The sequence below is a fragment of the Mesorhizobium sp. M1A.T.Ca.IN.004.03.1.1 genome (genome assembly GCF_003997555.1).
GTDB lineage: Bacteria > Pseudomonadota > Alphaproteobacteria > Rhizobiales > Rhizobiaceae > Mesorhizobium.
On the sequence record NZ_RZTV01000953.1, the window covers coordinates 1 to 242 of the forward strand.

The 242-nt window shown below is 57.9% G+C and carries 1 pseudogene; it reads right to left on the reverse strand.

The features are described from left to right. A pseudogene (locus EOD29_RS34490) lies at positions 1–242 on the reverse strand (acetyl-CoA carboxylase biotin carboxylase subunit); the annotation flags it as partial.

A 242-nucleotide genomic window follows, 5' to 3' on the forward strand; every position in this document is an offset into this window, starting at 1 on the left:
GCCGGTGATCGCTTCCGTGATCGGATGCTCCACCTGCAAACGGGTGTTCATTTCGATGAAATAGAATTCGCCGTTCTCGTAGAGGAATTCGATCGTGCCGGCGCCGCGATATTTCAGCTTCTTCATGGCATCGGCGCAGATCTGGCCGATCTTCATGCGCTGCTCGACATTGAGCGCAGGCGAATTCGCTTCTTCCCAGACCTTCTGGTGGCGGCGCTGCAGCGAGCAGTCGCGTTCGCCGA